Consider the following 21242-nt stretch of genomic DNA (forward strand, 5'->3'; position numbering starts at 1 on the left):
CTCGGCCTGAGCTTCCGGTGGATTAAATAGATCATTCCATTCTTGTAAGTAGAGCGTCATACAGGTGAGGAAATCATACCTCCATTCGCAAATCGCAGGTCATGTCGTGAAGATTGCAGCGAGACTTTCCCGGGCCCTATTAGTGGCCCTAGGCCTTCAGGTACCCTCAGACGCTATTTCAGAGGTCTCCTGGGAGAAGGCGATATCGTCTGTCGAGGAAAAAAGCGCAAAATACTTCGCTTACGCATATGATCTTGGCTCTGGCTACCCGGGAACCGCTTTGAATGGCATTGGTTCAGACCGTCATATTTGCGCGATCGCCGGCCGTATGCTTGGATTCCATGATGAGATTGCTGAAGCGGAAACTTTCGAAAGCCCAGCGATGACACCTGATGCTGACCCCTATCAGCTCATGGAGCATAGCATGTTTCTAGACGCTTGGGTTGCCTCGGCGCGATCGGCAGTTGAAATGACCGAGATCCAGAGAAAGAACCTGTGGAACCTCGAGTGCCTCGGCAAGCATGGAATCCCGACAACCGCCTATATCGATGACCCTGAATTGAAGGGAGATTTTTCGGTCGATGGAACGAGTCTGGTGGTCTATGGCGATATCGATCTGGGGTTTTATGAGCGCTTTCGAGAGGCTCTCGATGAGAACCCATTGGTGACCGAAGTTGCCCTGGGGAGTGCTGGTGGCAATGTCATGGGGGCACTCCTTTCGGGCATAGAGATCCGAAAGCGCGGGCTGAACACCACACTCTATGGTCCTTGTTACTCAGCCTGCCCGTTGGTTTTTATGGGAGGCGAGACCCGCACGATATGGATGGGGCCGGGCCCACATCTTGGCTTCCACCGTGTCTATACCCGATCAGGTGAAGTGCCGCTCGATGATGAGGTCTATACTCATATCTCCAATTATCTGTTGAACATGGGTGTCGACCCCCGGCCTGTGCTTGGATGGATGATGCGTGCAGGAGCGGACGATATGCATGAGCCAAGTTTGGATGAATTTTGCGCCCCCAAAGTGGCCACCTGGGTACAGAGAGTTTGTTAATTAAAATCTATAGAAGAGCTGACGATGGGCACCTATGAAAACATCTACAACCAGGTAATCGAAAATGCTGCCAAACTCCCGAAGACCTTACTAAGCAGCATCACTGCGCCAGAGGCTATCTATGAGCCGCCGGCCTACGCGGAGGCCCACATTCGCGTAATGATCATGGGATCGGAAGCGCACGGTGGTGGAGCTCCCTTGTCGGAAGCTTCCATCGACATCACCGCCAGTCAGAGATTGGATTGGAAAAAATCTTGCTTTCATGAGTATGCGGTCGAAGTTGCAAATAGCACGCCATTCTGGAGGCAGTTCGATTGGATTTCCCAAGGCCTAGGCCTGCCGGGGCGCGCCGCTATCGCCTGGTCGAATGCCTGCCGTGTTCAACGCGTCGAGCCTATTGGTAAGAGCTACGCGCCGGACAAGGGCCCACCGCTCTATGATGACAACTATGGTGCCACCAGACTGGTAGTAGGAGAATGGCAATCCCCTCTGGTTGCTTTGGAGTGGGAGTTGTTGAAACCGGACGTCGTCATCGTGTCGGCGAAGGATGGTTTTCGATGGCTCAACAAGACATTCCCGAACCTTGAGAGGCGCGATGCCACAGTTGATGGTTTTCGTATGGAAGTCTGGGAAAACCTGCCATCTCCGACCATTGGCGTTAACCATCCCGCCTATGGACGTGACGCCCCGAAGGAAGCTCAGAACGAGGTCTTGGGATTGATAAAAGAGCTGATCGCCTCAGATGTAACTCCAATCTAGTTGTCGGCGCCTGCCGCAAACTTGGTCAGCGGCGTGTTAGGATCCCAAAGGGCAAACCAAGGTACCGACACGACGTGATCTGCACGTGTGTTGTTCTCGACATAGCCTGCAAAACTTCTGTCGATAGGTACGTGAGCCGCGTTCCAGAACGTCACTTGGAATGCAGAGGACGGGTCTTTCTGCTCAAGCGGCAAGGCGTTCTCCCTATCCCAAGCATAGTGACTCATCGAGACCATGCAGAATTTCTCGTTCACATGTGCAGCGTGATATCCTCTGATGGCAAAATAGGAGAAGTTTCCTGTAGTCCAACTCCAGACCCGATCCTCCAAGGAGATCGGATTTCCAGATCCATCGAACCCCTGATCGGTAAAAGTGCCGAATGCCTTCTCAGCACTGTCGAGCCCGGAAAAGCGATCACTGACCATGACGTAACCCGTATCGCAAACGTTGCGCATGGCGCCCCATGTGATCTTTGGTAATGGCACATGGGCGACGTCGACCTGTGACAGGCTGGCCTTGCCGATGGTGTCGATCTCGTACATGTCCTCCGGTGGGGTCGCGAGAGTTCTGCTGAACAGAAAGCTCGTCATGCCCCGTGTCCCATGCTCAACGATCTGAGTAAGGTCAAAAAGATAAGATGCGCCTTTCAGAGCCCAGGCGTATGCGTCCTCGACCTCTTTAGAAGTATGATCACTCCCTTCCTCCAAGACGAGCCGCGGCGCGTGAAAGCCCAGATGTGCGCCAGGCTCGATTACTGCCTTACGGAACCGAATGGCCCCCGTGCCCATGACGTGTGAACCGCCGAGGAAGGCGATCGCGCAGGCAGAATAACAGGCATCGCCGCTGCGCACATAGGTTACAACGGAATCTTTGTTCCAGATTGCATGGAACATCCGCAGCCCTTCCACGAAGTTTCCACCCGGACTATCGAGGCAAAGGCGCGAACCATCATATCTGGCGGGGATCGTCTCCTCGATGCGCTGCGCATCTCCCTCTTCAACCGGTCCGGTGAACATGTAATCGCATCCCGCGATTTCCGGACTCGATCTAAGATCGCCGGCCAAAGCAGGCCCTCCGACACCGGAGGCACCCAGCGCGCAGACGAACGCCCATGTAAATCGAATGTCGCGAGCCATCATTCCAGCTCCACAGCGCTCATAGCCCATTCGGGCATCAGGACCTCCGTGCTGAGTTTGGCTGCGAGACCAGTATCCCCCAATAAGCTGCCGTTCCATTGATCACTGAGGGGGCGCCCACCCTCATACCAGACCATCGCCTGATAGAGCTCACGCATGAGCGCAAGGGGGTTCTGTCCGCCTTCACGTGCCCAGATGAATTGGCAACCAATCTCACGCAGCTCAGGCTCATTGATTGCAAAGATCGGATTTCCGTCATCCTCAAGAACCAAGCGCTCGAAATTCTCGTCCATGAGCCGGCCCGCCATCATAAGAGCACGTGTAGCTGCAATCGCAGGTGAGGTGGCGGGGAAATCTTCGATGTCGAGCCAGACATCCTTCCCGCGGCGGCGCGAGGAGAAGACCACATCATCGGAGTATTCAGAGACTGTGAGGTGTTTTCCGATCTTCTTGGCCGGCACGGAAAGGGGCTCGAGGAATTCTTCAGAGCTTGAGAAGTACGCCCACTCGGAGCAATCGGTTGCTTGGGCGCCGGAGGCGAGAGAAAACAGCATTAAAGCAGAACAGATACTGGATACAAATTTCATAAAGACCCCTAAAAGAACTACGAAGTATGAGCTTCGCAAACCCTTTGAAGTTAATCCATGGCCTCCCTGAGCAATCTGATTGACGGTTCATCTACGTGTTAAATTCAGCACAACCACAGGTCGCATCACGCTTCAGCAGTAAGCTCCTCGACCCAGTTTGGTGCAGACATCTGAACGAAAAGATTCTGCTTGAAACATGAAATCGCTACACGGTCTCCCGTCGCGAAAGCTTGCGCCATGGGAACATCGGTCCGCGGATAACAACTGATAATACAGCGATCCATGAAATCGGATCCGTACTTCCCTCTGGCCGCAAGGATCCGCGTGATAAGATCGTCTGTGAGCAGCTTGGTATCCGTAAGACGCCTGAGTATTGCATCGAATCCTTTTGATACCCCCTCTTCCGGCAAGGCATTCATGAAGGCCTGCAAGACGACATGTGCTGCGTCCGGTGAACCTGTGAGGGTCGCGATTTCTTCGCCCCTGGAGAAATACGCGTGCATCCCTTGCAGCTTGTTCACGTGGTCCTTAACAACATTATTGAGTGCCACCGCCATATCCGCTGAGTTCGTATTAATCACCTGCTGCAGGCTCGCGCTGATACGCCCCTTATCGAGCAAGGCACGGCAGGGCGATGCGAGGAAGCTGGTAAACAACGCACCCTGCCCTTTGTTCTTGATGTAAGCATGAACCACGCCGCGGTCGCTTTCGACTTCCTGCAGTGCTAACTCCAGGGCTTGCTGTCGATTGTGCTGCAGAGCCGGATCTAGGGCACGTGACAAATAGAGTAAGCCGTGCCGATGACCCGAGGGGTCAAGGAAACCCAGCCCCGCGCGGGTCATCAGGTCCAAATCGGTCTCGCTTGGTAAGTTCAAGAAATCCTGGTCCAGGGTGACGATGGCCCGACGGATCGCCGTAGAGGCAGTGCCGCTGGCGATAAGATCCGCGATCTCTTGTACCTTGGCATTGCGGACTGGTGCCTCATTCACCCAATCCCCCGGGAAGCCCCGTCTGTTTACGGCGGGGAGGGATAGGGGTGATTTGTCATGAAGCTGATCTTTGATTGGCTACATAATTCCGCACGATCTCGATCGGTGCGCCCCCGCAGCTGGCTGCAAAATAGGACGGGGACCACAGGCCTTTTGCGGCATGGACCTTCAGGTCAGGCCGATCCCGCAAAAGGATCCGTGACCCGACCCCCTTCAGGGAGTTGATCAGGCGCGACAGCGCCACGGTTGGGGGATATTCCAGCAGGAGATGGACATGGTCTTTTTCGCCATCGCACTCCACAAGCACTGCACCGAAATCGTCGGCGACAGAGATGAAGGTGTCTCGCAGCCGCGTCAACGCATCGTCGTCGAGCATGCCGCGGCGGTACTTCGTGACGAAGACCAAGTGCACATGTAGTGATGTAACCACATGCCTTCCCCTGCGATATTCCACCTTGCGCCTCCATAGACCAAATCTTACATTAGATATATGGAATTGATCCGCGCCCATGTCTACACCCTGCGCCCGACGCCGGAGCAGAAACTGCTTTTGGCGCAGACAGCTGGCGTGGTGCGCCTTGTATATAACCTCGCCCTCGAGCAGCGTCGGACCTGGAGCGGCAGGAGATACGCTGGCGGCCCGCCACGTAGCTTTGGCTCCAAAGGTTCTTCCCGCGAACTCAGCGAGCTGCGCGCCGCTTACGATTGGATCGGAGCCGTCAGCCAAACGGCCCAAAACCAAGCGCTGATTGATCTTGATCGCGCCTTTGCGAATTTTTTTGAGGGGCGCGCATCCTACCCGACGCCGCGGCGCAAGGGTGTCCATGATGCCTTCCGACAAGCAGGCCGCGAGATCTCCGTTCGGCGGCTCAATGCTAAATGGTCTGAGGTCAGGATCCCCAAGATCGGATGGGTCCGCTACCGCGATACCCGGCCCCTGCGCCGAAATGAGACCGGTATCATCAATATCCGCAACGCCACCGTGAGCAGGCGCGCAGGTGGCGGTTGGGAGATCTCGATCTCGCACCGCTGGAGTGCCCCGGAAGCCGAGACCCCCACAGGGGCTGTTGGTGTCGACCGCGGCGTTGCCATGCCTTATGCGATGTCAGATGGCACTCAGGTATCGCTGCCAGAGACCATGGTCGGGCGCGAGGCCGCATTGCGCCGGGCACAGCGCAAGATGTCGCGCAAGCGGCGCGGCTCGCGCCGCTACGCGAAGGCCCGGGCCCGAGTGGCGCATCTGAAGGCGCGCAATGCCCGAGCTCGAAAGCACCTGGCCCATGTCACCTCCCGGGCCTTGGTTCGGGACTATGGCTTGATTGCGATCGAGGGTCTCAGGATCCGGAGCATGGTGGCGAGTGCGCGCGGCACGGTGGGCGAGCCAGGCCGGAATGTCGCGCAGAAGCGCGGCCTCAACCGAGCCATCCTGAATGTGGGCTGGCATCAGTTCGAGATGATGCTTGGATACAAGCTGGAGGAGACCGGCGGCACGCTGATCAAAGTTCCGGCCGCGTACTCGAGCCAGGAATGCGCCGCCTGCGGGCATGTGGATAAAGAGAATCGCAAGAGCCAAGCGGCTTTCGTCTGCATCGCCTGCGGTGCGGCGGACAATGCCGATACCAATGCGGCAAAGGTGATCCGCGACCGCGCCCTGCGGGGCGAAACGGCGGAAGCACGGCGGTGGAACACACCGTTGCTGGACGTGGAGGGGACCGCAATAGCGCCCGAAGAAGCGTCAACTCCCTGCGTGAGAAAGGGGCTCAAGGCCCCGAAACTCGCGTCGGAAATCCACCTCACTTCAGGGGGTGGAAGATGTTAACACAACCAACCCCTCCGGATCCCCATTCTCGACCATCGCGTATGTAGGCTTGATCAAAGCAGGGGCCGACAAGGATCTATCAGCGTCTGATAGATCCTTCGGCTTCAGCCCGAGCGACAGGAGAAACTGCGCCTCGTTCATCAGAGCAACGTTTCCGCATGCTCGCGCACGTCATCAATGATGATCTGAGCCGAGCGATCGCCGCGGAAGACATTCACATCCGGTGAGCCATAAACATCGATCTTCTGGCCGACGGAGTTCTGCAGGAAATCCCCGATGCCGGTGCCAACCACACCCCAGATCAACCCATCGATCTTCCCGGCGCCCGCCGTGATTACGACCTTCAGGTGTTTCTCCTTGAGGATCTTCACTTCCTGCACGACCGCCCCTTCCAGCACGACCCGCGGTCCGGGGTTGCCGTTGCCGAAGGGCTCCATGCGGTGGAAAGCATCGATCTGGTCTACGGTGAGCTGGCTCGGCGCCAGGAAAACGTCGACTTCAGTGCTGACGCCATCGCGGTAATAGTCAGATTTCTTGATCTCGGCGTTCATGAAGGCCTCGAAGGCGGGCAGCTGCTCAGGTGTCAGGGTGAGACCCCCGGCCATGCCGTGACCGCCGCCGCGCAGGATCAGACCCTGGTTACGTGCCGCGATGATCCCGTCACCGATGTCGAACCCTTTGACCGAGCGCGCAGAGCCCTTGAGGTTGCCCTCATGGTCTTTAGCCAGCACGATGGCCGGGCAGTCATAGGCTTCTTTCAGGCGGCCCGCAGAGATACCAACGACGCCCTCATGGGCTTCCTCGACCACGGCGATGGCGATCTTGCGGTCCACACCGGGTGTGCGGTCCGGAAACTGGTCGATGGCCGGGCCGGTGACCTTCTCCTCGATCGCTTTGCGCTTCACGTTGATCTCATTAAGCTGGCCCGCAAGACGTGCAGCTTCCTCAGCATCGTCGGTCAGCAGAAGCTCGACTCCCAGCATCGCGTCATCGATACGGCCTGCGGCGTTGATGCGGGGGCCCAGCTGCCAGCCGAGGTCCTTGGAGGTCAGCTGATCATTGGGCTTCTTACCCGCCGCCAGCGCCAGGTGGCGCAGGCCCGGGTTCACATGAGCGTTGAGGAACTCCAGCCCACGGGTCACGAAGGCACGGTTGAGGGTGGTGAGGACCATGACGTCGGCCACGGTGCCCAGTGCTACGATCGCGAGAAGCTCCATGATCTGTTTCTGGGGTGCCACATCAGGACGGCCGTTCTGACCATCGAACCAGCCGCGGTTCTTCAGTTCGCGCGCCAGACCCACACAGAAGATGAAGACCATGCCAGCGGCGCAGAGATGGCCAAAGCCCGGCTCTTCATCAAGACGGTTGGCGTTGATGACAGCCACGGCCGGCGGAAGTTTTTCTTCCGCGGTATGGTGGTCGATGACAACGACGTTCAGCCCTACCTCCTCAGCCGCTTCAAGCGCCTCGAAAGCAACGATGCCCGCATCGAGGATCATAACGGTGTCCACACCAGAGGCTTTGACTTCGCGCAGACCTTTAGCATTCGGGCCATAGCCTTCGGTGATCCGGTCTGGGATGCGGATGTCGATATCGCCATAGCCGACCATTCGGAAGAAGCGCTTCAGTGTGGCAGCCGATGTGACACCGTCACAGTCATAATCAGACCAGATTGAGATGGATTTACCGGCTTGCATCTGGTCTGCGATATGCTTGACGCCCTTGTCCATATCCTTGAAGCGCGACGGATCGGGCAGTTCATCACGGATCTTGGGATCGAGATAGGCTGGCAGTTTGCTTGCGGAAATACCCCGGGCTGACAGAATGCCAGCCACTGCACTGTTCATGCCGCTGCGCTCAAGTTCAGCCTTGATGTGCGGCACGGGCTTCTGAAGATCCCATATGCGGCCAAGGAAGGACTTTTGTTCGGGGTCGCGATCGAAATCTTTCATGAATGTTATCCTTTAGCTGCCGAGGTATTTGATGAGGGAAAATGCGATAATGAGGCTGCCCGTGATGCTCGCGATCGCAATCATGATAAAGCGCTCGAGGAAGGTCGGGTTGCGCAGGACGCTCAACGGATCATCCGCGGGATCGTAGGAAGTAGTGACAGTCGCCTTCAAAAGATAAAACAAGCAATACAAGGATGAGATGCCCGTCATGATCTGGATCGGAACACCCCGTGGGGACGACCCTGTGTAGCTCACGATGAATGCTGCTACGCATGCGACTGTAAGGCCCAGCCAGGCGATCGCGTTTTTCGAACTCACTTGTAGAGTATCGTTGTTACTCTTCTGGCTGTCGCTGCTTGTCTCAGTCATCCTGTTCCCCGTTGTATGAATTGCTCGTAGATTAAGCGTCGAATTGCGAAAAGCAATCTTTTCACGTTAAAATTGCCATCAGCCCACAGGAAACACATGACTGATGAAGCTGATGATCATCCCAATGCCTGAAAGCATCAGCAGTACAAAGATGATACCATCACGGCGGGACGGCGCGCGGGTATTGATCAGCCGGTACTCAGCAGGGTCATTTCCCTTATGGCGCAGCGCTTTAGCGAGGCGGAAGCTGAAGTAGACCGCGAAAAATGTACGGATGGGCCCTATGATCAAGCTAGGCAGAGCCTCATCGAAATAGCTCATATATGCCCCGGCTGTAAAAGCGAGGGTCAAGTAAAGCCAGATACCGACATATACGACTGGAATATAAACTGTGTTTCTCTGAACCTTGATGTCGTTGCTCATATCAGTCACGGCGTCCCCTTTTCTGTTGAAATGAGGATAAGTAGTCTGTTGCGAAAAATAAGCACTGGCGCGAATTCCAATAAATAAAACCTTCAGCCTGTCTTTTTCGCAACAGAAAAGGGGAGGGCAATATGCCCTCCCCTGCTCTTGCTCGGTAATGTCTGGGAGATCAGAAGTTGAAGCCGAGGCCCACGCTCACAACATCAACGTTGACGTCCATCTCTTCCATGTTGCGCGCGAATTTCGCATCAACATAGGTATCGTTCACCAGCGTGTAGCGGGCGCCGAATTCGATCATCTCGCTGCGGCTGCCGTTGCCGTCATAGGCATTCTCGTATTCGGCAGAGAGCATCACGGCATCGGAAACATCTGCGCGGCCGCCGACTTTGATGCGGTAGGCTTCAGCAAATTCTTCCACGTCGGTAACCAGGGAGCCATAGGTCTCAACGGAACCGATCTGTTTCTCGGCGGCGACACCGACGCCGAACGCGCCGTCATCAAAGCCATCGTCAAAGACATAGGCTGCTGCAGGGCCGAAATTACCCATCATATAGGCCACATCAAGAGCGCCGACTTCGGAATCGCCCATGCCGTCGATATCGACAGTGGCAAAGTCCAGATCGTAGCGGAAGCCGCTGTCATAGGAGCCGCGGCTCTCGATGCCGATCGCTTCGCCATTGACTTCGCCGAAGCCGGCAACATCGACGTTCACATCGCCGTACCTGACCGACAGTTCGTTTTCAGCAGAAGCCATGCCTGCCAGGCTGGTGAAAGCCGTGGCGCCCATGGCGACGACCATAATAATCTTGGAAGCTTTACGCATTCGTATCTCCGTAAGGTTTTGAGTTCCGCAGTTGCAACTCTTCAGTAACTCCCAGATAGGTCCGGGGTTCGTTTTTCGCAAACCCAGTTTTGCTATATTTGCAGTGCTGAGGCAAGACGTTGCGAAAATGCTACATTTAGAATGCAAATGCGACCCATCTTGGGTCCACATCTGAGCCATTCCTTGCCAAAACTTGTCATTAAATGAAGAAATACCAATTAGATAGATATCGCCGTACAATTGATTTTCGCAGATACACAAGGTACTATTGGTTCAACGCACTCAGATAGGTGCTTCAAGGAGATGGAACAGTGAAACACATGCCCCAGGCGGACATCGACAAGTTGACAAGCGGTCCCATCAACACGGATGCCCTTCAGGCCATGCTGGCCGAGGCCACGATACAGCTCGAGGACGGCATGATGTTTGCGCCCTTCGCGCCCCACCCCGAAGCTTTCACCCTTGAGAACATCTCGACCGGCCTGTCGAACTGCTGCCGTTATGGCATGCAGATCAAGCCATTCTACTCTGTGGCTCAGCATTCCGTGCTCGTGGCCGCGCTTTGCGAAAATGATATGAAGGTGCAGAAGTTCGCCTTGCTGCATGATGCGGAGGAAGGTTTCGGGCTGCCGGACATCCCTACCCCCTTCAAACCCTTCCTGAAGAGCCTCATCGATGCCCAGCACCATATGTCGCTGATGATCTTCAAACGCTACGGTCTCAACCCGAACCTGAAGAAGCGGGTCAAACCGCAGGATATCATTGCTTTGGCGATGGAGAAGCGGGATCTCAAGAAGAATGCGGATGAGTATCTCACCGAGCTACCCACCCCGCCCAATGGGATCTTCATCCACTCGCTTCAGCCTGAGGCGGCCGGGAAGCTCTTTGACGCGGCACTCGATCGTGTCTTCGAGCAGGGGCTGCCTATCACCAAGGACTGGATCCTCGCCGGTCCCGGGTTCTCGACCGAGCCGATGGCAATGGCCGCCTGAGGGGCAGGCACCACCCTGCCCTGCTCTGGAAAGTCGTCAGCCGCGGCGAAGGGAGGCGTGAAACTTGTTCAAGAAGCTTCTCACCCCCGGCGTGGCATAATCCCCGCCCTTTCTGAGGATCTTCTCGTCTTCTTCCGTTAATGGAATATTGCGTGTTTGCTTGAAGCTGACCTGTTGGTAGGGCGTTCTGACAAACTCGCGACCGATGTCGATAAGATAGTCGAGCTCCAGCTGCTTCTTCATCCACTCAGGATTTTTTGCCATCTCTTCCTTAAAGAGGTCATAGCCAAATCTCAGGCCCGGGATGCGAGGAGGCTTCTCTGGGCTTTCAGAGAATAGGAATTTTTCGTCGACATCGGGGTGCCGATTTACCAACATTTTCCAATGCGCCCTTGGGTGACGGGGGCTTTTAATATGCCGTTCATCGTAGCAAATAGACATCCCACCAGAGATGTGCCAGGCACGGGTCTTTTGCTGCCATTCTTGGTAGTATCGCTTGACGCCAGCAACGAATTTTTTCCGATTTGCAGAGCGATGGTAGCTTACCAGATCACCCTCGAAGGTCCTCTGAGGGCGCGCCTTCAGCATCTCCAAGGGGCGGGGATCCTCCATAAACGTGCTCGAACCCGATCTGCGCACGCGGATGTAGTCGATCATCTCAGCGGCTGGGTCCATACACATGGAAATCATGTGAACTCTCCTCGCCCTGAAGGACGAGGCTTCAGGATCATGCATCGACCAAGGTCTTTGCATTGATACCATCATTTTCCTTTTCCCGTTTCATCGCCGTGCTATCGCAGAGGGCTCCCCGGGCTGCCCCGACCGTTCCGGCCGGGTGTTGGCGCAGGCCAAGGGCAACAAGCCCTCGTCTGCGGATTTCAAGCGCGGCGTTCCGGTCCGCATCGTCCTCATGCCCGCATGCAACGCAGCGGAATAGATCCCTGCTGATCCGGGATTCCGCTGCAACATGGTCGCATTCAGCACAGGTACGCGAGGTGTTCCGGGCTGGAACCTCGAGCAATTGCCCCCCACGCCAAGCGAGTTTATAGCCAAGCTGGCGACGGAACTCGCCCCAGCCCCGATCGAGAATTTCCCGGTTCAGGCCTGACTTCTGCGCCACGTTTCGGCCTGGCGTTTCGACCGTGCCGCGGGCGCTGGCCGTCATCGCCAGTACGCGCAGCTTCTCGATCACAACGATGCGGTGGCTTTTCGCAATGGCCGCTGTGATCTTGTGTGTTTGGTCACGCCGACGGCGCGCCATCTTCGATTTATGCGCTAACAACCGCAGCCGCGCCTTTTCGCGACGGCGGGATCCGCGCTGCGTGCGCGACAGCGCTCTTGCAAGGCGGCGCTGTTTGCATCGCTGTGGCGCGCCCTCGACCTGTTTGCCAAAGGATACGCCATCCGAGGTCACGAAGGGGGCTGTGACGCCGCGATCGACACCGATAACATCGGCTGGGGCTGGGGCCGGCAGCTGCGGTACACGCGCCTTGGTGCGCATTAGGATCGAGGCATACCAGTGGCGCCCATCACGGGAGATCGACACGCGGCGCAACTCACCGTATGGCTTGCGATGCATCCGCAGCTTCAACACGCCCCCATCTCCTCGCTTGCGGCCGAACTTCGGCAGCACCAGCATCTCGTTTGCCACATCGATGCGAATTTGCGCAGGGTCCGGGAAGGTGAAGCTGTCGTTCTCCCCCTTACGGCGCGGGTATGGGTATCCGGCATGCCCCTCAAAGAAGCGGCTGTAGGCGGTGTCGAGATCCTGAAGCGCCATCTGAAGGCAGTGGCTGGGAGCCTCCCTTAGAAACGCCGCCTCAGGAAGTGCTTTCAACGCCGTCAGCTCGCGCTTCTGGCCGTGCCAGCCGATACTGCGTCCAGTGGTGTTTTTGTGTTGGCGCCAGAAGTCCCGGCGCTGAATAAGGCCGAGATTATAAACCAGCCGGCAGCAACCAGCGATCCGCAGGAATGATTGTTCCTGCTCGGGGGTCGGGTAGACCCGTACGCGTATGGCCTTGAGCTTCCTCATTGCGTAGAATATATTTGGTCTAATATAGGAATGGAAGCAAAATATGGACGACTTTAGAGCAGGTAGGCATGTAGTTCACCGCCTACACGCCCACTTGGTCTTCACAACGAAGTATCGCAAAGGCGCCATCCATACCGCCCGCGTGCGCGATTTACTACGTGACACCATGACGTCGGTCGCGGCTGACGCAGGCGCGGAGATCGAAGCAATCGAAGCCGATGGGGATCATGTTCATCTTCTGATCGCATATCCACCTCAGCTCGCATTGTCGCGGCTTGTGAATTCAATGAAAGGTGTAAGCTCACGACGTCTGCGCAAAGAAGGCTGGCCAGAGGTGCGCAGCGTCCTTTGGGGGGATGCCTTCTGGTCACCCTCCTATTGCGTTGTTTCTTGCGGGGGTGCGCCACTTGAAATCGTCAAAGCCTATGTCGAAAACCAAAACTCTCCCGAGCGAGATCGGCGCGGGGCCAAGGCTCGAGCGCGAAAGCGGGAGAAGAAAAATGACGGGAAGAAAGTGGGGCCTTGACCCCTCCCTGAAGGAAGGGGGTTGCGGCTAGAATTGCTCAAACAGGTTATCTGAGAATTCACCGTCCCAGATAACCAAAGGCTCAGTGACTTCTCCCTCATACCAGATCGCGTCGATATCATCGATATTGAGCGCCGTGGGTCGCGCATACCCTGGCAGCAAAACGATCTCGAAAGGGAAATCGATGCCCCGTACCCAGCGATGCTCCTTGAGAGGAGAATAACTGCTGATCGCAAGCCACAGATACGCTGGCTTTCCCCAATCACAAGCACCCATAGGGGCATTTGCATTGACTATGAGTTGGTTCTCGTTTCGTAGCTCTGACGTCATATTATACCCCCGTGGAAGCTGTAGAAAAAGCCATAGCCATAAAGGGGTCAACCCAGAAATGTATAGGAAGAGCCTATTTCCCGCTCTGGGTCACATTGACATCAGAGGTTTGACTGATGCTCGGGGCCATTCGTCACGGGCCAAGCCCGCGCCATCTCTTGAGCTGCTGCAATTTCTGCACGCTGTTCCTGAAGGGTCTTCTCGTTGAAGTGCTTACGCGGATTCCCGCAGGCGTAGCAGGAGCAGGTCTGAAGATGGTTCGCGCATTTCGCGGCCGCATCATGTGGATAGATGCGGCGCGCGCGGCGCTTCATGCGGTTCAGATCCTGCCGACGTTTGGCGCGAGACTTGTCCTTTGTGAAGCTCATAAGCTCTCCTTGATTTAGTCTGCTGCGGATTCAGCGGTCTCCTCTGGCACACTGCTGTTCAGGGAGACTTCGTCGGGTGTCGCGCCGGCACCGGCCGCGACATACTCTTCGCAGCTCATGCGGTAGAGTTCGACGTCACCATTTTCTTTACCGACGAGGCAGCTGCCGTTCGCGGTGTCCATCATCTCAGGGGAGTCCGACTGGGCGGCGACGGAGCCGGACATGCCGGCTGCAACAACTGTTGCCGCGGCCAGGATTTGGATTGTTTTGCGCATCTCGAAGACTGTCCTCATGGTTTTCAGTTTCCATAATTATACGCGACATTGTTGTTTTTCGCAAAGCGGAATCTCAAACCCGTTCTTCTTGTTGGTGTGTAGGCTTCTGTTGCCCCAGGCCAAGCGCGCCAGCGGATGGCCGTCGAACAGCATCTACGTGATCAAGAGATCGCTGCTGTTGGGTGCCTGCGTATTTGGTGAAGTGGTGAATTTCTGTTGCTCGTATCCGTGAGGATACGTTCAACAGGAGCCTGTGCGTTAATTGTCCGGAGGAAATTAATGTGCAGGCTTCTGTTGCCCCAGGCTATCCGTGTCAGCGGATGGCCGTCGAAAACGAGCGGCATTAACAACGGATTGCCGTTTTGGGTGCCTGCTCAGGTGAATACTGTGTGAAGTGGTGAATTTCTGTTGCCAGGTATTCACCAAACCCCGCCTCAGGCTGCTAAGCGTGAGGACTTCAGATTTCCGTTTGCACGGGCTGCTTAAGCAGCCAGAGCCATACGGGGAGCGTTGTTTGCGTTTGCATTTGCTCAGTTTGAACCGATAACGGTGGTATCTCACCGAAGTAACGCGGGCCCTTTTGAATGCCTGTCGATCCTATTTCAGCCCCATCAGATCCTGACCACCAACTCTCTTGCGAGAGCGTTTTGCGTTAGGGGCTCCTTTACAGCGTGGGGTGTCTTACCGTTTACCCGTAGCCGACCCTTATGGTCAGGATGTGGTGGAGCTGCTGGGTACCGCCCCCAGGTCCAGAACATCTATTGTGAGTGCATTTATACTCATAGTCCCGAAGGACATCCCTCATATGGCATATGAATTTCGCAACATCAAGACCTTTTTCGCAAATGTGCCGGATTTTTCTTACTGCCCTTTTTGTTCAATGTTCAATCGGTTTGGTTTGACCCTCTCGCTTCTGGCGATATGAAAGGTGGCAGATGAGGAGACGACCATGTCGGGCGATCAGCACATCCGCGATAAACTTGCAAAGCTCGAGGCTCTGTTTGCACGTGGCGCAACTGAAGGGGAGCGCGCTGCGGCCGGCGCCGCCCGTGATCGCCTCCAAGAACGGCTAGGTTATGGTTTTGATGAAAATGCCGAACCGGAAGTCGAACTTAAAATGTCTCTGAATGACACATGGTCTGTCCGGCTGTTCATCGCGATCTGCCGGAAACACGGCGTCAGCCCTTATCGATACCCTCGGCAAAGGCGGACAACATTGATGGTCAATGTCCAAGAGAGCGTATTCGACGAGACCGTCTGGAAAGAATATTGCGATCTTCAAGGACACCTCTTCGAGTACATAAATGAGATGGTCGAGCACTTAATCTCCGACGCCATGCTTTCCGATGGCAGTGATGACAACCTCGATCAGAAGCTGCTGAACCGGTAACGCTGCCTCGGGCAACAGAAAATATGTGGATAACCTCTCTAGGATAATCGCGGATCAGCTGATCTGGCATAGTGTTGCGAAAACAATAGTTCTCGGAGACTTCATGCCTAGCTCAGATATCAACACAGGCACCCAAGATGGTGAAGCCGGACTCGCATTTGGCCTCAATGGCATTGCCGATTGGTCGACTCAGCAACCCTTCATCGATGTCATGAAGACGTCGCGCCCTTGGATTGGCCACGAAGAGGGCCGCTGGGGCGGCACTGAATACGAGGACCTCAAGGCAATGGGCGCCCTTGATGAAAATGGATGGCCAACTGAGATCCCCGAAGGCCTCACACATATTGAGACCCTGATCCTTACCGAATTGCCCGCCGAGGCAACCCACGCCGCGGGCACCTACCACCTGAACTACACAGGTGCGGGCCAAATCGAGATCTCCGGAGGGTCGAACGTTACCTATAACGAAGGGCATATCACCTTTGACTATACGCCCAATGGCGGCAACTTGGTCGGGGTGCAGATCCACGAGACGGATCCTGCGGGCACCGGCGACCACATTCGCGACATCAGCGTCGTACATGAGGACAATCTTCAAGCATTTGCCGACGGCGAGATCTTCAATCCGATTTGGACCGATCTTATTGGGGATGTTCACGCGCTGCGTTTCATGGACTGGATGGACACCAACAACTCCGAGGTCGCCACTTGGGACGATGCCACAAGCGTAGACCATTTCACCTATGTGCCCGGCGCCCCGGTTGAGATCATGGTCGAGTTAGCCAATCAAACAGGCACGGAACCTTGGTTCACCCTGCCCTACAATGCTGACAGCGATTACATTGAACAGTTCGCGGGGTATGTTCGCGACAATCTCGATCCCGAGCTTCGCGCGCATTTCGAGCTCTCCAACGAGGTCTGGAACTGGCAGTTCGAGCAGGCCCAGCAGTCGCACACGGATTCCGTAGACCGTTTTGGTGAGCAGCATGGCGATGGCTGGGTTCAGAACTACGCAGCCAAGGCAACAGAGATGACCGACGTTCTCGACCAGGTCTTTACCGGTCATGAAGATCAGCTGGTCAAGGTCATCAGTACACAGACAGGATGGCTGGGGCTGGAGGAGTCGATCCTCAATGCTCCGGCTTGGCAGGATATGGGCAATGAGGCGCCCTATGAGAGCTTTGATACCTACGCGATCACCGGCTACTTCGATGGCGGCCTCGGCCGAGACAAGGCCGGCACCGTTCGTGAGTGGATCTCGGAAAGCCGCACTGCGGCAGAAAATACAGCGGATGATCAGGGTCTGACCGGGGATGCGCGGGACGCTTGGGTCGAAGAGCACCAGTATGATCAAGCGACAGATCTTGCCATTCAGGAGCTTCGCGACGGCTCGGTGACCGGTGACAGCAATGGCTCGCTTGTCGATCTGGCCGAGATGTTCGAGTACCACGCCGATGTGGCGCAGGAGTATGACCTCGATCTGGTCATGTACGAAGGGGGGACGCATATCGTGGGTGTAGGCGAGAACGTCCACGATGAAGAGCTCTCAGAATTCTTCCAGCATCTGAACTACTCCGATGGGATGGGCGACCTCTACGGCGAGCTCTTGGAGAGCTGGGAAGAGGCCGGCGGCAGCCTGTTCAATGCCTTTGTCGATGTCGGCCGATCCAGTAAATGGGGAAGCTGGGGATCGCTGCGCCACCTCAACGATGAGAATGCGCGCTACGATGAGCTCATGGAGTTCAACGAAGAACATCCACGCCCCTGGGGGGAAGAGACCGGTGAGGAAGACCCTGACCCAGTGGACCCAGAAGAACCCACAGATCCCGATGAGCCAACTGCCCCCGAAGTGCCAACCGATCCTGTCGATCCGGACGAGCCCGAAGAACCGTCCGACCCTGATCCGGTGGACCCCGAGGACGAGGATGATGGGCTCGGCGATGTGGACATCGATGATCCAGACATCCCCGACACGCCTGAAGAGCCTGATGTGCCAACCCAACCGGGTGAAGATGAGGATGACCCCACCAATCCTGAAGAGGACCAGGACGATGACCCGGAAGGCGGTGGCGGAAGCTGCTTTGTGGCCACGGCCGCCTATTCAGACCCCATGCACCCGGATGTCTGTGACCTGCGGCGTTTGCGCGATGAGCACTTGGTGAATTACGCGGCTGGTCGCGCCTTCATCGCCTTCTATTGGAAGGTGGGACCCATCATGGCGCGCCCCGTACGCGCCCGCCCTGCTCTGGCGGCTGCCAGTCGCGCCGTCCTTGCACCTTTGGTGCGCATGATCCGCAGGTACGTCCTCTCGGATCGTAATTAACGGCGTAGCCTCGTTGACATCGTCAGCGGGGCGATACTCTTCGAAGGTCCGTTTTCCTTGACAGATACCCTCCTGCGCGCTTGGCTTAGCGAATGTATATTTCGAGGAATTTTATTATGAACGTCAAACAAAAAGACTACAGTGGGTCATATACGGCAATTAATGCTTTTCATGGTTTTGGAGTTGCGGTCGTCTGCGTCGGTGTCGTTGTTGCCCTGTTGGGGATTAGCGGCGTGAGCGCAGCCTCGCGCTTCTCCGGCGGGCCAAACATCATTGCCATGCTTGGCGCCGCTCTGCCGGGGCTCGGCATCATTGTCGCAGGCATCTTCAATCTGGTTTTCGCCAAGATGGCCGAGGCCAGCGTACATACGGCAGAGATGACCCAGCAACTTCTGCTCATTGCGATCAGAGCTAGAGATGATGCGGATAGGCCCGAGCCAATCGCCCGGGTGCAAAGTCAGTCAAGTGGTCGCCCGGACCCAGTCACAGATGACGCGCGGGGCTCGCTGCCTGATGTTGCACCGCTCTCTAAAGCGGACCCCACCCCAACACGGCATAAAGCCACCAAGGATAGACCTACTGCAGAGGCGCAGCCTAAAGTTCTACGCCCCCTTGGTGGAAAGAACCCTGAGCAAGCGGATGGGGATGTTCTTGAGACCTACCGTGATGTGAAGATCTACAAGCGGGAAACGGGGATCTTTATCGGGTCGCAGTGGTATCCAGGTCTCGATGCAGCCAAGCAGGCAATCGATCAGCACGAGGAAGATAAGCCTAAAAAGTAGGGTGCGCCTACGGTGCGATCTCATCTGACCTTTCAGGCGAGACCTCTCGTACCTTCTCCAGTGTTCTGGTCAGGTGATCTTTCAATGCGCGTTTGGCGTCGCGTATGTCTCCCGGCGTCGGCGTACCGAACGTCGCCGTCACCTCATCGATCTCAACCTCGGAAAACCGATGAGGACTATGTTCCAAGGCTGAGCCTTTGGAGATCTCCTCGAGCGGCATAGCGCCTCGAATGTCGACTGCCAGACCGCTGGCCGGATCGCGAACAAAGACATGCTCGATCTGCTCTTCTTTGTTCTTCATCGCCCAGAGGGGGAAGCCCGTGCTATTGCCGATCGCCCTGGCCAGTGTGTCGCATTGCCCAGCAAGGTAACGCCGCGCGATGTGTCGTGGGGCAGTGGAAGAGATGCGAACTGGCATTTTAGCCAATCTCTAATGCTGCAGGGCTGGGTGCGACCTTTGCGTAGCTTCCATCCCGCGCTTCCAGATAACCATGCCCCAAGGCCATCTCGATCATCCGCTCAGCGATCTCGGTGATCTGTGCATCCGACCCTGCCCCGCGTGGCTGGTGCCATTCACGGATCTGGCCGACAAGACCATCGACGTCAGAGGCGGGATCCCAGTCCCGGTATGCCGGCGCGGCGGCGCTGTTGGTGATGCAGAAGTCGCCCTGCGTATCTGCCTCGGTGCGCGGCGCGCGATGCGTGTAAAGCCGGCGCGGGTAGAACTCTTCCTGTGTGGGATCGTTGATTGGCATGCGGCAGTCCCTCTAAGCGCGTCTCTCTGGTGTAACTGCTCCAGGTGGGTCCCAGCCTAACCAAAGGATGGGCGTAGGTCCCCACACGGAGCAACGAAGTTGCTCCAGGTGGGTCCCAGCTTACCCGCATGGGTGAGCGTCGGTCCCCCAATTGGGGCAGCGTAGCTGCTCCAGGTGGGACTCAGCGTCTCATTCATGAGGCGCGTCAGTTCCACCCCACAGAGCAGCGTAGCTGCTCCAGGTGGGACCTGATCCCCACTTCAGCCTTACTGACCTACCGGACCTACGTCCTGCCTTTCCCACCCGAAGGCGGCTGGAGCATCATCAGATATACCAGAGCCACAAGCGCGGCACCAAATCTCTTTCTCGTTTTTCGCAACAAATTGTGGATAGATGCGAAAAATCTTACACGCCCCCCGTATTTTCATTCATAGGGTAGACATAACCTGATCAACATGAGGCGCGTAGATGTCTCTGTTTAGCCTTCCGAGTTCTCGGGAGCCATAAAATAAAAGAAGGAATACGACAGTATGGACACGACCGAGATTGCACAGACAGGCCCCTATGCACATGTTGCCGAGAACATCGCGGAGGTCAGGTTCACGTCCCGTCATGATGTCGACCGCAGTTTCACCGTGCTGATCGCTGATCATGCAATCGATGATCCCGAGAACGAAGAGAAGGCCGGTATTGCGGTACTGGACAACGATAATGCGGTGGTGGTTTTTGACGGCCTCTGCGGTAGCAGCGGCGCCCGCGGCACGGCGATCATGTTCCGCTTCGCGCACCTCAGCTCAATGAATTGGAAAGACTTTTCGGCAGCCTGCCGCAATAACCCCCGGTACCGCGGCGGCATCGAAGATATCGACGCTGTATGTGAGGAGCCGGCCGCCGGCAATCTCGCCCGTCAGGCGGCGCTGGGTCTTTCGGTCTCTCCCGAAGCTGACAGCCGTTCCGCCTTTATCCGTGCGCTCTCCGAAGACCCGGACGTTCCCTACAAATTTCCCCCATCGACGCGCGACAGCATGGTCGAAGAGATCTGCAGGCATTTCATGTACGTCGAGAACAATGGTCTGCGCAGCCATATCGGCTGGGATATCCGCATGAACATGAACTGGAACCGCACGGGCCGCATCAAGGGTGAAACGCCCATGAACCCCGAACATGACTTCAACTGGCGCCATAACGTCGAGCAGGAGCCCGAAGTCACCCAGCGCGCTTTGGACAGCGCGATGACCCCCTACACAAATGGCGCGACCTGCATCCTGGATATGGATGAGTTCCCTTGCGAATTTGCTCAGGTTGGCCGTAATGGCGGATTTCTTGTGCTGCGTAAATTTTGTGGCCTCCACATGTCTGCCACCCGCGATGTCAGCATGTTTGATCGTCTGATGCGGCTCAATGATGATCAGCTCGAAGGGCTCTGGGTCACCTGCCGGGTGCTCGATCAGGATCTCTCCCGTCAGGAACGGATGCGCACCATGGAATATGAGATGCACCTGCAGCGCAAAGCATTCGAGGAAGGCGTGCAGCGCAAAGAATTGATGAACAGCTGATA

At 56.4% G+C, this 21242-nt stretch carries 23 protein-coding genes, 1 other RNA gene and 1 pseudogene; 9 read left to right on the top strand and 16 right to left on the bottom strand.

Annotated features, from left to right (window positions below):
• Positions 1 to 106: 106 nt before the first annotated feature.
• Positions 107 to 1054: a hypothetical protein gene (locus ACGYLO_RS12730; protein WP_394376812.1), complete on the top strand. Its 948-nt coding sequence runs from the start codon at positions 107 to 109 to the stop codon at positions 1052 to 1054.
• Between the two features lie 24 nt (positions 1055 to 1078).
• Positions 1079 to 1813 carry a hypothetical protein gene (locus ACGYLO_RS12735; RefSeq protein ID WP_394376813.1) on the top strand — a complete coding sequence of 245 codons (735 nt, stop codon included), beginning with the start codon at positions 1079 to 1081 and terminating at the stop codon, positions 1811 to 1813.
• Here the strand turns inward: ACGYLO_RS12735 and ACGYLO_RS12740 are convergent.
• The 4 genes from ACGYLO_RS12740 to tnpA (ACGYLO_RS12755) all read right to left on the bottom strand — a co-directional run bounded on the left by ACGYLO_RS12740 (position 1810) and on the right by tnpA (ACGYLO_RS12755) (position 5036).
• Entirely contained in the window at positions 1810 to 2952 is a 1143-nt protein-coding gene (locus ACGYLO_RS12740) for a hypothetical protein (protein WP_394376814.1), read from the bottom strand. The genes ACGYLO_RS12735 and ACGYLO_RS12740 overlap by 4 nt on opposite strands.
• Positions 2949 to 3536 (bottom strand): hypothetical protein, encoded by a 588-nt coding sequence (locus ACGYLO_RS12745; RefSeq protein WP_394376815.1) that lies wholly within the window; start codon positions 3534 to 3536, stop codon positions 2949 to 2951. The genes ACGYLO_RS12740 and ACGYLO_RS12745 overlap by 4 nt, the downstream gene beginning before the upstream one ends.
• Positions 3537 to 3661: 125 nt before the next feature.
• Positions 3662 to 4525, bottom strand: a complete 864-nt coding sequence (locus ACGYLO_RS12750; RefSeq protein WP_394376816.1) for a hypothetical protein — start codon at positions 4523 to 4525, stop codon at positions 3662 to 3664.
• A 55-nt stretch (positions 4526 to 4580) separates the two neighbouring features.
• A complete protein-coding gene (gene tnpA / locus ACGYLO_RS12755; protein ID WP_394376817.1) occupies positions 4581 to 5036 on the bottom strand; it encodes an IS200/IS605 family transposase in 456 nt (151 codons plus the stop codon).
• On the opposite strand from tnpA (ACGYLO_RS12755), the gene ACGYLO_RS12760 reads away from it, so the two are divergent.
• Positions 5016 to 6344, top strand: a complete 1329-nt coding sequence (locus ACGYLO_RS12760) for an RNA-guided endonuclease InsQ/TnpB family protein (protein ID WP_394376818.1) — start codon at positions 5016 to 5018, stop codon at positions 6342 to 6344. The genes tnpA (ACGYLO_RS12755) and ACGYLO_RS12760 overlap by 21 nt on opposite strands.
• Before the next feature lie 140 nt (positions 6345 to 6484).
• On the opposite strand, the gene recJ is transcribed toward ACGYLO_RS12760, so the two are convergent.
• From recJ to ACGYLO_RS12780, 4 genes are all read right to left on the bottom strand, one after another.
• Positions 6485 to 8296: a single-stranded-DNA-specific exonuclease RecJ gene (gene recJ / locus ACGYLO_RS12765; RefSeq protein ID WP_394376819.1), complete on the bottom strand. Its 1812-nt coding sequence runs from the start codon at positions 8294 to 8296 to the stop codon at positions 6485 to 6487.
• A 12-nt stretch (positions 8297 to 8308) separates the two neighbouring features.
• The gene (locus tag ACGYLO_RS12770) at positions 8309 to 8665 is read right to left on the bottom strand and encodes a hypothetical protein (protein WP_394376820.1); all 357 of its coding nucleotides are present in this window, start codon (positions 8663 to 8665) and stop codon (positions 8309 to 8311) included.
• Between the two features lie 78 nt (positions 8666 to 8743).
• On the bottom strand, positions 8744 to 9097 hold the full coding sequence (locus tag ACGYLO_RS12775; protein ID WP_394376821.1) for a hypothetical protein: 354 nt from the start codon (positions 9095 to 9097) through the stop codon (positions 8744 to 8746).
• Between the two features lie 160 nt (positions 9098 to 9257).
• Positions 9258 to 9911 carry a hypothetical protein gene (locus ACGYLO_RS12780; RefSeq protein WP_394376822.1) on the bottom strand — a complete coding sequence of 218 codons (654 nt, stop codon included), beginning with the start codon at positions 9909 to 9911 and terminating at the stop codon, positions 9258 to 9260.
• A 311-nt stretch (positions 9912 to 10222) separates the two neighbouring features.
• On the opposite strand from ACGYLO_RS12780, the gene ACGYLO_RS12785 reads away from it, so the two are divergent.
• Entirely contained in the window at positions 10223 to 10903 is a 681-nt protein-coding gene (locus ACGYLO_RS12785; RefSeq protein WP_394376823.1) for a hypothetical protein, read from the top strand.
• Positions 10904 to 10939: 36 nt separating this feature from the next.
• Here ACGYLO_RS12785 and ACGYLO_RS12790 read toward each other — a convergent pair whose 3' ends face one another.
• The gene (locus tag ACGYLO_RS12790; protein ID WP_394376824.1) at positions 10940 to 11560 is read right to left on the bottom strand and encodes a hypothetical protein; all 621 of its coding nucleotides are present in this window, start codon (positions 11558 to 11560) and stop codon (positions 10940 to 10942) included.
• A gap of 70 nt (positions 11561 to 11630) precedes the next feature.
• Positions 11631 to 12935, bottom strand: a complete 1305-nt coding sequence (locus tag ACGYLO_RS12795) for an RNA-guided endonuclease InsQ/TnpB family protein (protein WP_394376825.1) — start codon at positions 12933 to 12935, stop codon at positions 11631 to 11633.
• Positions 12936 to 12978: 43 nt separating this feature from the next.
• Here ACGYLO_RS12795 and tnpA (ACGYLO_RS12800) point away from each other — a divergent pair.
• A pseudogene (gene tnpA, locus ACGYLO_RS12800) lies at positions 12979 to 13395 on the top strand (IS200/IS605 family transposase); the annotation flags it as partial.
• Positions 13396 to 13488: 93 nt separating this feature from the next.
• Here tnpA (ACGYLO_RS12800) and ACGYLO_RS12805 read toward each other — a convergent pair.
• The 4 genes from ACGYLO_RS12805 to ssrA all read right to left on the bottom strand — a co-directional run bounded on the left by ACGYLO_RS12805 (position 13489) and on the right by ssrA (position 15269).
• Positions 13489 to 13791 carry a hypothetical protein gene (locus tag ACGYLO_RS12805; RefSeq protein ID WP_394376826.1) on the bottom strand — a complete coding sequence of 101 codons (303 nt, stop codon included), beginning with the start codon at positions 13789 to 13791 and terminating at the stop codon, positions 13489 to 13491.
• Between the two features lie 101 nt (positions 13792 to 13892).
• Entirely contained in the window at positions 13893 to 14159 is a 267-nt protein-coding gene (locus tag ACGYLO_RS12810) for a hypothetical protein (protein ID WP_394376827.1), read from the bottom strand.
• A 14-nt stretch (positions 14160 to 14173) separates the two neighbouring features.
• Positions 14174 to 14434 (bottom strand): hypothetical protein, encoded by a 261-nt coding sequence (locus tag ACGYLO_RS12815; protein ID WP_394376828.1) that lies wholly within the window; start codon positions 14432 to 14434, stop codon positions 14174 to 14176.
• Between the two features lie 393 nt (positions 14435 to 14827).
• Positions 14828 to 15269, bottom strand: a transfer-messenger RNA (tmRNA) gene (ssrA, locus tag ACGYLO_RS12820).
• Positions 15270 to 15383: 114 nt separating this feature from the next.
• Between ssrA and ACGYLO_RS12825 the strand changes: the two genes are divergently transcribed.
• The 3 genes from ACGYLO_RS12825 (at position 15384) to ACGYLO_RS12835 (ending at position 18929) form a co-directional block, all read left to right on the top strand.
• Positions 15384 to 15824, top strand: a complete 441-nt coding sequence (locus ACGYLO_RS12825) for a hypothetical protein (RefSeq protein ID WP_394376829.1) — start codon at positions 15384 to 15386, stop codon at positions 15822 to 15824.
• Between the two features lie 103 nt (positions 15825 to 15927).
• A complete protein-coding gene (locus tag ACGYLO_RS12830) occupies positions 15928 to 18147 on the top strand; it encodes a CFI-box-CTERM domain-containing protein (protein ID WP_394376830.1) in 2220 nt (739 codons plus the stop codon).
• Positions 18148 to 18263: 116 nt separating this feature from the next.
• Positions 18264 to 18929 (top strand): hypothetical protein, encoded by a 666-nt coding sequence (locus ACGYLO_RS12835; protein ID WP_394376831.1) that lies wholly within the window; start codon positions 18264 to 18266, stop codon positions 18927 to 18929.
• A 7-nt stretch (positions 18930 to 18936) separates the two neighbouring features.
• Here ACGYLO_RS12835 and ACGYLO_RS12840 read toward each other — a convergent pair whose 3' ends face one another.
• Together ACGYLO_RS12840 and ACGYLO_RS12845 are read right to left on the bottom strand one after the other, a co-directional pair.
• On the bottom strand, positions 18937 to 19347 hold the full coding sequence (locus ACGYLO_RS12840) for a hypothetical protein (RefSeq protein ID WP_394376832.1): 411 nt from the start codon (positions 19345 to 19347) through the stop codon (positions 18937 to 18939).
• Position 19348: 1 nt separating this feature from the next.
• Complete coding sequence (locus ACGYLO_RS12845; RefSeq protein WP_394376833.1) at positions 19349 to 19684, bottom strand: hypothetical protein; 336 nt, start codon at positions 19682 to 19684, stop codon at positions 19349 to 19351.
• A 530-nt stretch (positions 19685 to 20214) separates the two neighbouring features.
• Here ACGYLO_RS12845 and ACGYLO_RS12850 point away from each other — a divergent pair.
• A complete protein-coding gene (locus ACGYLO_RS12850) occupies positions 20215 to 21240 on the top strand; it encodes a hypothetical protein (RefSeq protein ID WP_394376834.1) in 1026 nt (341 codons plus the stop codon).
• Positions 21241 to 21242 lie beyond the last annotated feature (2 nt).

It is taken from the genome of Sulfitobacter sp. 1A13353 (genome assembly GCF_043557255.1).
Classification (GTDB): domain Bacteria; phylum Pseudomonadota; class Alphaproteobacteria; order Rhodobacterales; family Rhodobacteraceae; genus Sulfitobacter; species Sulfitobacter faviae.

Bases quoted from the DNA above. Each gene is read 5' to 3' on its own strand.
- ACGYLO_RS12840 (WP_394376832.1), bottom strand. From the start codon at position 19,347: ATGCCAGTTCGCATCTCTTCCACTGCCCCACGACACATCGCGCGGCGT.
- ACGYLO_RS12805 (WP_394376826.1), bottom strand. From the start codon at position 13,791: ATGACGTCAGAGCTACGAAACGAGAACCAACTCATAGTCAATGCAAAT.
- ACGYLO_RS12850 (WP_394376834.1), top strand. From the start codon at position 20,215: ATGGACACGACCGAGATTGCACAGACAGGCCCCTATGCACATGTTGCC.
- ACGYLO_RS12760 (WP_394376818.1), top strand. From the start codon at position 5,016: ATGGAATTGATCCGCGCCCATGTCTACACCCTGCGCCCGACGCCGGAG.
- ACGYLO_RS12735 (WP_394376813.1), top strand. From the start codon at position 1,079: ATGGGCACCTATGAAAACATCTACAACCAGGTAATCGAAAATGCTGCC.
- ACGYLO_RS12790 (WP_394376824.1), bottom strand. From the start codon at position 11,560: ATGATCGACTACATCCGCGTGCGCAGATCGGGTTCGAGCACGTTTATG.
- ACGYLO_RS12770 (WP_394376820.1), bottom strand. From the start codon at position 8,665: ATGACTGAGACAAGCAGCGACAGCCAGAAGAGTAACAACGATACTCTA.
- ACGYLO_RS12830 (WP_394376830.1), top strand. From the start codon at position 15,928: ATGCCTAGCTCAGATATCAACACAGGCACCCAAGATGGTGAAGCCGGA.
- ACGYLO_RS12845 (WP_394376833.1), bottom strand. From the start codon at position 19,684: ATGCCAATCAACGATCCCACACAGGAAGAGTTCTACCCGCGCCGGCTT.
- ACGYLO_RS12745 (WP_394376815.1), bottom strand. From the start codon at position 3,536: ATGAAATTTGTATCCAGTATCTGTTCTGCTTTAATGCTGTTTTCTCTC.
- ACGYLO_RS12780 (WP_394376822.1), bottom strand. From the start codon at position 9,911: ATGCGTAAAGCTTCCAAGATTATTATGGTCGTCGCCATGGGCGCCACG.
- recJ (WP_394376819.1), bottom strand. From the start codon at position 8,296: ATGAAAGATTTCGATCGCGACCCCGAACAAAAGTCCTTCCTTGGCCGC.
- ACGYLO_RS12825 (WP_394376829.1), top strand. From the start codon at position 15,384: ATGTCGGGCGATCAGCACATCCGCGATAAACTTGCAAAGCTCGAGGCT.
- ACGYLO_RS12795 (WP_394376825.1), bottom strand. From the start codon at position 12,935: ATGAGGAAGCTCAAGGCCATACGCGTACGGGTCTACCCGACCCCCGAG.
- ACGYLO_RS12835 (WP_394376831.1), top strand. From the start codon at position 18,264: ATGAACGTCAAACAAAAAGACTACAGTGGGTCATATACGGCAATTAAT.
- ACGYLO_RS12815 (WP_394376828.1), bottom strand. From the start codon at position 14,434: ATGCGCAAAACAATCCAAATCCTGGCCGCGGCAACAGTTGTTGCAGCC.
- ACGYLO_RS12810 (WP_394376827.1), bottom strand. From the start codon at position 14,159: ATGAGCTTCACAAAGGACAAGTCTCGCGCCAAACGTCGGCAGGATCTG.
- tnpA (WP_394376817.1), bottom strand. From the start codon at position 5,036: ATGGGCGCGGATCAATTCCATATATCTAATGTAAGATTTGGTCTATGG.
- ACGYLO_RS12740 (WP_394376814.1), bottom strand. From the start codon at position 2,952: ATGATGGCTCGCGACATTCGATTTACATGGGCGTTCGTCTGCGCGCTG.